Source organism: Desulfitobacterium sp. (assembly GCF_982384815.1).
In genome coordinates this window covers 1-7,645 of sequence record NZ_CEVWNY010000127.1, presented here as the reverse complement: position 1 = coordinate 7,645, position 7,645 = coordinate 1, and the positions used below count along the sequence as shown (strand labels likewise).

The following is a 7,645-nucleotide window of genomic DNA, read 5'->3' as shown; positions in this document are numbered from 1 at the left end:
CTATTCCTAAAGGATCGGCTATTGATGAGTTCAAAGGAATGTGGCAAAGCTGCAATGACTATTTAAGACCTGCTTCGAACAATACCCTGGAAGAGGTTAACCTCTATACCTTAATGGATCGCCCCATGACCTCCTGCGGCTGTTTTGAAGCAATCATGGCCATTGTACCGGAAGTCAACGGCTTAATGATCACCACTCGTGAGCATAGCGGCATGACTCCCTGCGGCATGACCTTCTCCACACTGGCTGGAACTGTAGGCGGCGGTTTACAGACTCCCGGGTTTATGGGAATCGGACGTAGCTATATCAATAGTAAGAAGTTCATTCCTGCCGATGGCGGCATCTCAAGGATCGTTTGGATGCCGAAAGAACTTAAGGATTTCTTACGGGAAGATTTCGTAGCACGTGCGGTAGAAGAAGGTTTAGGTGAAGACTTTATCGATAAGATCGCGGATGAAACTGTTGGCACAACTGTCGAAGAAATCACTCCGTTCCTCGAAGAAAATGGGCATCCCTGCTTCAGCCTAGACCCATTAATGTAGAAATAATTGAAACTGGAGACAGGGCAAGTACTGCTCTGTCTCCAATAAGAAAAGAAATATTGGAAAGGGGTCACTGTTATGGGCTTAACCGGCTTAGAAATTTATAAACAACTCCCTAAAAAGAACTGCGGTGAGTGCGGAACTCCAACTTGTCTAGCTTTTGCGATGGCTTTGGCTTCCGGTAAAGGTTCACTGGATGCGTGTCCTTATGTAACTGATGCAGCTCGGGAAGCATTGGATTCTGCTTCTGCGCCACCTATTAAAGCCATTAAATTTGGCAATGGTTCTATCCTGGGGGATGAGACGGTTCTTTTCCGTCATGATAAAACTTTCTATCATCCTACCACTCTTCTTATCGAGATTTCTGATGCTTTAGCTGATGATGAGATTCAAGGGAAGCTCGCCGAAATTAATGATTTAGAATTTGATCGGGTAGGCCTCCATTACTCCATTGACGGCGTGGCTATTATTGAAGCTTCCGGAGATCCGGAACGCTTCGCGAAAGTCGTTGCTCAAGTTGCAGCGGCAACCGAGCGTTCACTTCTCCTCCTAAGTGAGAATGTAGAAGCTTTAAAGGTCGCATTACCTGAAGTTGCTGCACGTAAACCACTAATTGGATCGGCCACAGAGGCTAATTACGAAGCAGTTGTCAATTTAGCCAAAGAACATAGTGTTCCGGTAATTATTAAAGCCGACGGCTTAGATGCCTTGAACACTCTAGTCGAAAACGCCCAAAAGCTAGGCTACAAAGAGTTTGTCTTGGATCCAGGTTCACGCAACCCCAGCCAAACCCTTGCTAATCTTACTCATTTACGCCGCTTGGCCATCAAAAAGAAGCATAGACCTTTTGGCTATCCTGTTGTTGCCTTTACCAGCAAAACAGAGCCTCTTGCTGAAATTGCCGAAGCATCAGTTTATGTAGCTAAATATGCCAGTGCCATTGTTCTGAAGGCATCGGCAAAGGCCCATATCCTACCGTTGATGTCCTTAAGACAAAATCTTTACACAGACCCACAAAAACCAATTCAAGTGGAACCAATTCTTCACACAGTAGGCGATGTAAATGAGAATTCGCCCGTATATATTACCACTAACTTCTCCTTAACTTATTACAGCGTTGAGGGCGAAGTTGAAGCAAGCAAAGTACCGAGCTACATCCTTCCCATCGATACCGATGGAACCTCGGTTCTTACTGCCTATGCAGCCGGCAAATTCGAGCCCGAAAAAATTGCTGATGCCCTGGAGAAGAGCGGTGTAGCAGATAAAGTAAAACATCGTAATCTAATCATTCCCGGTTATGTAGCAGTTATTTCTGGGAAACTTCAAGAAAAATCTGGCTGGAAAGTAGTTGTTGGACCTCGCGAATCCAGCGGTATCATTGCCTTTACCCGTGCTATGTAAATAATGATCAGCAGGGAGAGGGGGAGGAACCATTGAGTAAATTTCAAATAAAACTTATGCCAGATAAGTTAGTAATTGAGGTGGAGAAAGGAACCTCCCTGCTCAAGGCGGCCACTCAAGCGGGAATATTTATTAAATCTGGCTGTGGCGGCAAAGGAACTTGCGGTGCTTGTAAGATTACAGTGCTTTCCGGAGAGGCCAAAAGTGAAAGAACAGGAAATTTAACCCCTGAACAAATTAGTAGGGGAGTGCGCCTAAGTTGCCACACTTTTGTTGAGGATAACCTTACGGTTGAAGTACCACCGGAATCACGTCTACAAGCTCATCAGGTCCTCCTTGAGAATGCAGATTCCTCCTTACTAAAAGAATCCAGCAAAGACCTGTTTGCATTTTATGGGCATCACCCCCTGGCTCGCAAAATTAATCTCCGTTGTGCAGAACCAAGCCTAACGGATAATGCCAGTGACTGGGCGCGTTTATCCCTTGAATTGAAACGAGCTCTCCAAACAGATAAACCTATCAATATCCCTTTGTCAGTCTTGCAAACCTTACCGGAAGTTGTACGCCAAGCCCAGTGGAATCTCTCTGTTACCTTAACAGATTTGGATTCCGAATATACCGTTATTAGGGTCGAAGCCGCCAATGACATGCCGGCTTATGGTTTAGCTATTGATATCGGGACCACGACAGTGGTTGTCTGCTTAGTTAATTTAGAAAACGGAGAAATCGTGGACAGACAAGGGTCTTACAATAAGCAAGCCCAGTATGGGGATGATGTCATTTCCAGGATTGTCTATGCTGTTGATGCTCCTGAGAATTTGGTAGAAATTCAGAAAGCAGTAATTGATACACTAAATACATTAATCGATGATATCCTTAAAAGACAAACCTTAACGATGGAGAATTTAGCTACTGCAGTAGTTTCTGCCAACACTACCATGTCCCAACTCTTTTTAGGTATTGATCCACGCTATATACGTTTAGAACCATATATTCCTACCGTAAACTCAACCCCATCTGTTCCGGCACGGGAGATCGGGTTAAAAATTCTGCCCGAGGGACTTATTCACACCTATCCGTCGGTCGCCAGCTATGTAGGCGGGGATATTGTTTCCGGTGCCCTAGCCACAGATATTGTGAACTCTGAAGAGATTATCCTCTTTATTGATATTGGCACCAATGGTGAAATTGTCCTCGGCAACCAGGATTGGCTTGTTTCCTGCGCTTGCTCAGCCGGCCCCTGTTTTGAAGGAGGAGGTATCCTCTTTGGCATGAGAGCTATGCCGGGGGCTATCGAGCGTGTGGATATTGATCCTAAAACCCTGGACGTAAAGCTTAAAGTAGTTGGCAAAGTCCCTCCGGTAGGGATTTGCGGTTCAGGGTTAGTGGATTGTCTGGCTAAGCTACGGAGTGTGGGCGTTATAGACCGTGCAGGTAACTTCCAACTGGAACATCCCTCCCAATCTCAACGGATCCGTGTAACGAAAGATGACAAGGAATTCGTTTTAGCTTGGGCTCACCAAGCCGGTGGGGAAAAGGATGTAGTTATTACTGAGAACGATGTAAAGAATCTTATTCGGGCCAAAGGTGCCATCTACGCCGGAATTCGCTCTTTACTCCAAGCGGTAGCTATGGAGATCGAGATGATCGACCGGATCGTCATCGGCGGCGGCTTTGGTAATTACCTTAATATTCATGACTCGGTGGAGATCGGCTTACTTCCTGATTTACCCCAAGAGAAATTTGAATTTATAGGAAACTCCTCTGTCAAAGGGGCACGGCTTGCTTTACTCTCGCAAAAAGCTTGGAATGAGGCCATGGAACTTGCTCGCAAGATGACCTATATCGAACTTTCCGTTGGAACCACATTTATGGATGAGTTTGTTTCCGCTTTATTCCTGCCCCACACCGATCTATCTCTTTTTCCTTCGGTAGAAGGAACTTAATTGTAGCATTGGAGGGAGAATCATGACAAAATATGTTGCAGTTGCCGGTAAAGGTGGAGTAGGAAAAACGACCTTCACAGCTCTATTGCTTCGTCAAATGGTTAAGGGGTTCCTGGGCCAATCCATTTTGGCAGTAGATGCAGATCCAAATGCCAACTTGAATGAAGCGCTTGGCCTCGAAGTTACAGCAACGATTTCCGAACTTTTAGAGGATACGAAAAATCCGAAGGCGATACCGACCGGGATGCCTAAGGATGTATTTGTTGAATATAAGCTTCAACAAAGTCTAATTGAGTCCAAAGATATTGATTTACTGGTTATGGGAGGACCACAAGGCCCAGGTTGTTACTGCTATCCCAACGATCTACTTCGTAAGTATCTTGAAACTCTGGGAGATAATTATGATTTTGTCACAATAGATACAGAAGCAGGCCTGGAACACATTAGTCGGAGGACCATTCCCCGTGTAGATATGATGTTCGTAATCAGTGATTCTTCCGCGCGAGGAATTCGTTCGGCGGGTCGGGTCAAGGAATTGATTGATGGATTACGTTCGGCAGTAAAGGATGTTTATCTTGTGGTAACTAAGACCAACGAAGGAAGCTTAGATTCTCTGAAAGAGGAAATTGACAAAACCGGTCTTAAATTGATCGGGGATATTCCCCTTGATCCCTTGGTTGTAAAGCATGATTTAGAGGGACGCCCGCTCTACACTCTGCCGGACGAATCCCTAGCAGTTCAAGCTGTACAAAAGATTTTGGAAAGAACATTTAAATGAAACTAGAGAGGAGAGAGGTTCAAATGGCCGTAGCTCTCGTTAAAGAAAGATATCAAAGTAGTGTCGGCACAGTTGTTATCGGTGCAACCGCTGAAGAAGGTGGTACCCGTACTTCCGTAGTTAGAGTCGGGGGAGATGCAACTTTACCATATCTTCATTTTGAAGGGAAAGTAGAAAACCGTGCTGTCATTGCCATGGAAGTCACAGATATTCCTCCCGCATGGAATGACATTGTAAAAGACCAATTCGGAGATGTTATTAATGATCCCGCTGCTTGGGCCAAAAAATGCGTTGAAGAATATAACGCAGACATGATCTATCTAAAACTAATCGGAGCCAATCCGGAAGGGGAAAATCGCAGTCCGGAAGAGTGTGCCAAAATAGTAAAGAACGTTTTGGCCGCCGTTGGCGTTCCTCTAATTGTAGCCGGCTGCGATGATCCGGAAAAGGATAATGAAGTAATGGCCGCTGTTGCCGAAGCTACGTCGGGTGAGAACCTCTTAATCGGTCTGGCCGAACAGGACAATTATAAGTCCATTACAGCAGCCGCTATGGTTCACAAACATAATTTAATAGCCCGTTCTCCTTTGGATATCAATATTTGTAAGCAATTAAACATCTTAATCTCGGAAATGGGCTTACCCCTCAATCGCATCGTTATTGACCCCATGATTGGGGGCTTGGGCTATGGGATTGAGTATGCCTATTCCATTATGGAGCGGGCACGTCTCGGCGCTTTAGCTAATGATAAAATGCTTTCTATGCCAATGATTTGTACAGTTGGCTATGAAGCAAACCGTGCCAAAGAGGCAAATGCTTCCGAGGAAGAGTTCCCTGGCTGGGGTGACCTTAATGAACGGGCTATCCTTTGGGAAACATTGACTGCTACAGCACTTCTCCAAGTAGGTGCAAGCATTCTCTTAATGAGAAATCCTGCTGCAGTTAAACTGGTTCAACAAAATATTGCTGACCTTATGGAGATGAATGCCTAAAACCATTCAAATAGTTTTATAATCATTGAACTCCTATCTAGATATAATAAAGAAAGGACGTGGATCAATTGATTATTATTGGTGAACGTATTAACGGGATGTTTAAAGATATAGGTGATGCACTTCGCAACAAGGATGCTAAGCCCCTCCAAGAATGGGCCTTAAAGCAACAAGAGGGCGGTGCACATTATCTGGATGTTAACTCCGGACCGGCAGTACCGAAGGAAGAGCGTCCAGAAGCCTATGAATGGATGGTTAAAGTAATCCAAGAAGTCTCTGATTTGCCCCTTTGCTTGGATTCCACCAACTATGATGCTATTGAAGCAGGGTTAAAACTATTAAAACGTCCCGGAATGATCAATTCTTGCCCGGCTGATCGTGATAAGGTCGAGAGAGTATTCCCCATGGCCGTTCAATACAATGCTGCTTTGATTGGATTAACTATGGATAATAAAGGAATCCCTAAAGATGCCGAGAACCGTATCGCCTTTGCCATGGAGCTTGTGGCAGCAGCTGATGAGTTCGGTCTTCCTTTTGATCAACTATATATCGATCCCCTAATCTTGCCCTGTAACGTAGCTCAAGACCATGCTCCGGAAGTACTGGAATCCATCCGCATGGTTAAAACCCTATCTAATCCTGCACCGAAGACAGTGCTCGGGCTTTCCAACGTATCTCAAAAATCACCGGATCGTCATCTCATCAACCGTACCTATTTAGCGATGGCTATGGCTGCCGGACTTGATGCTGCCATCATGGATGCCAATGACGATGATTTGGTCGATGTTGCTGCAACTGGTCAAATACTCCTGAACAAGAGCATTTACGCTGATTCCTATTTGAAAGTATTCCGTCAACGCTAAAAAAACCTGATTGTATTTACCCCTATAAGCAAATATGTCTTCTTTACTATCCAGACCCCGCAAGGGGTCTTTTTTAACTTATCAGAAAGTATAAGTCTGCGGGCGCATAAAGGCAACCAGCGGCCTCGCCTTCGCTAAAGCTCAGCGATGCCGGGTTTTCTTTATACGATTAAGACTTTACTAAGATTAGACATACTATGAAGCTAATTCGCATAATTATCTAGGAAAATAGTATGCGGAGGTGGACAATTTTGGAAGCCTTTTTCAAAAATGATGAAGAAATCAGGGAATGGGTGGATCTATTTATTGAAAAACTATTTACGGTGAATCTCCTAACAGGTAATGATGCGGACTCGGAGTTCATTCAAGGACGCCAAGCGGTTGAAAAAATAGTACAACTATTTCGGGAAATGATTGATATGCCTAAAGATATATTAGTCGATGGCATTCGCCAACTTGTTGAGCAACGCTTACCGGACCCTAGAGTAATCGAAAACTTTCCGGATTTTTATCTATTGATGAACGATATGATCAATGCCGGCTTACAGAATATTGAGATCGAGGAGCAAACCATAATTCCTCAACAAGTGGCCGGTCTTAAAAATATTCAATTAAAAGAAGGCTGCCTAAACCCACCAAGTTCGAAAGTTATTCTTACCGGAGGCCACACATCCGCACAATTAGATTCTTCATTTTCGCTGAGGAGTCATTTATTAAAAACTCTGGAGATACCCCAAACTTTACAACCTCCGGCCGAAGGTCAAAAAAATGAGAAAAAACCAATTGAGACTTCGGAACTTCCGAGATCTGATTGTGGTAGGAATGACAAGGTGGAGACCCAAGTAGAATCCGATGCAGTAACTGTAGAAGAAAGCAAAGTAGTAAGTAATTCAATAAGTCAAAACGCAAGCGAAGAACTAAATAGGGAACTAAATAGGGAACTAAATAGTGAATTATGTGAAGGGGCCGGTACAGATATAAGTACAGAAGCAAATAAAGAATTAAGTATAGAAGTAAATAAAGAATTAAGTATAGAAATAAATGAAGACGAAAGCGTTTATTATGTTACCAGATCTTTGCATGAGCTTATAGATGAATCCATGAAACAACTTTTACAAGAATC

At 44.0% G+C, this 7,645-nt stretch carries 5 protein-coding genes and 2 pseudogenes; all 7 read left to right on the top strand.

Features of this window, described 5'->3' with window-relative positions:
• Positions 1 to 542 (top strand): annotated as a pseudogene (locus AC1U9U_RS14285) (acetyl-CoA decarbonylase/synthase complex subunit alpha/beta); the annotation flags it as partial.
• 78 nt (positions 543 to 620) lie between these two features.
• A complete protein-coding gene (acsC, locus tag AC1U9U_RS14280; RefSeq protein ID WP_479961224.1) occupies positions 621 to 1,943 on the top strand; it encodes an acetyl-CoA decarbonylase/synthase complex subunit gamma in 1,323 nt (440 codons plus the stop codon).
• Between the two features lie 32 nt (positions 1,944 to 1,975).
• Positions 1,976 to 3,889, top strand: a complete 1,914-nt coding sequence (locus tag AC1U9U_RS14275; protein ID WP_479961223.1) for an ASKHA domain-containing protein — start codon at positions 1,976 to 1,978, stop codon at positions 3,887 to 3,889.
• Positions 3,890 to 3,911: 22 nt separating this feature from the next.
• A complete protein-coding gene (locus AC1U9U_RS14270) occupies positions 3,912 to 4,667 on the top strand; it encodes an ATP-binding protein (RefSeq protein ID WP_479961222.1) in 756 nt (251 codons plus the stop codon).
• A 23-nt stretch (positions 4,668 to 4,690) separates the two neighbouring features.
• The gene (locus AC1U9U_RS14265) at positions 4,691 to 5,659 is read left to right on the top strand and encodes an acetyl-CoA decarbonylase/synthase complex subunit delta (RefSeq protein ID WP_479961221.1); all 969 of its coding nucleotides are present in this window, start codon (positions 4,691 to 4,693) and stop codon (positions 5,657 to 5,659) included.
• 68 nt (positions 5,660 to 5,727) lie between these two features.
• Positions 5,728 to 6,522, top strand: a complete 795-nt coding sequence (locus AC1U9U_RS14260) for a methyltetrahydrofolate cobalamin methyltransferase (protein WP_479961220.1) — start codon at positions 5,728 to 5,730, stop codon at positions 6,520 to 6,522.
• A gap of 251 nt (positions 6,523 to 6,773) precedes the next feature.
• A pseudogene (locus AC1U9U_RS14255) lies at positions 6,774 to 7,645 on the top strand (hypothetical protein); the annotation flags it as partial.